1 pseudogene is annotated in these 265 nt (G+C 79.2%); it reads right to left on the reverse strand.

The features are described from left to right. Positions 1–241 (reverse strand): annotated as a pseudogene (locus ACSNOK_RS34615) (hypothetical protein); the annotation flags it as partial. Positions 242–265 lie beyond the last annotated feature (24 nt).

Consider the following 265-nt stretch of genomic DNA (forward strand, 5'->3'; position numbering starts at 1 on the left):
GTTCGGCGAGGAAGGCGAAGCGCAGTGTGCGGTCGCGCGGCTGGGGCACGACCAGCAGGCGCGGCGCGTCCCGGTCCGTCCCCACCATCGCGCCCAGCGGGGCGCCGGCCTCGCCGGCGGTGGTCAGCGGCACCAGGACCAGGGGCCGCTCGGCCAGGTGCCGGTGACGGACCGTCGCCACGGGCTGCGCCCGGCCCGCGGCGGCGGCCTCGATCCGGGCCAGGGTGGTCACCAGCGACATCAGGACCTCCCCGCGGCCGCGAGG

This window comes from Streptomyces sp. URMC 126, assembly GCF_051386555.1.
Lineage (GTDB): Bacteria > Actinomycetota > Actinomycetes > Streptomycetales > Streptomycetaceae > Streptomyces.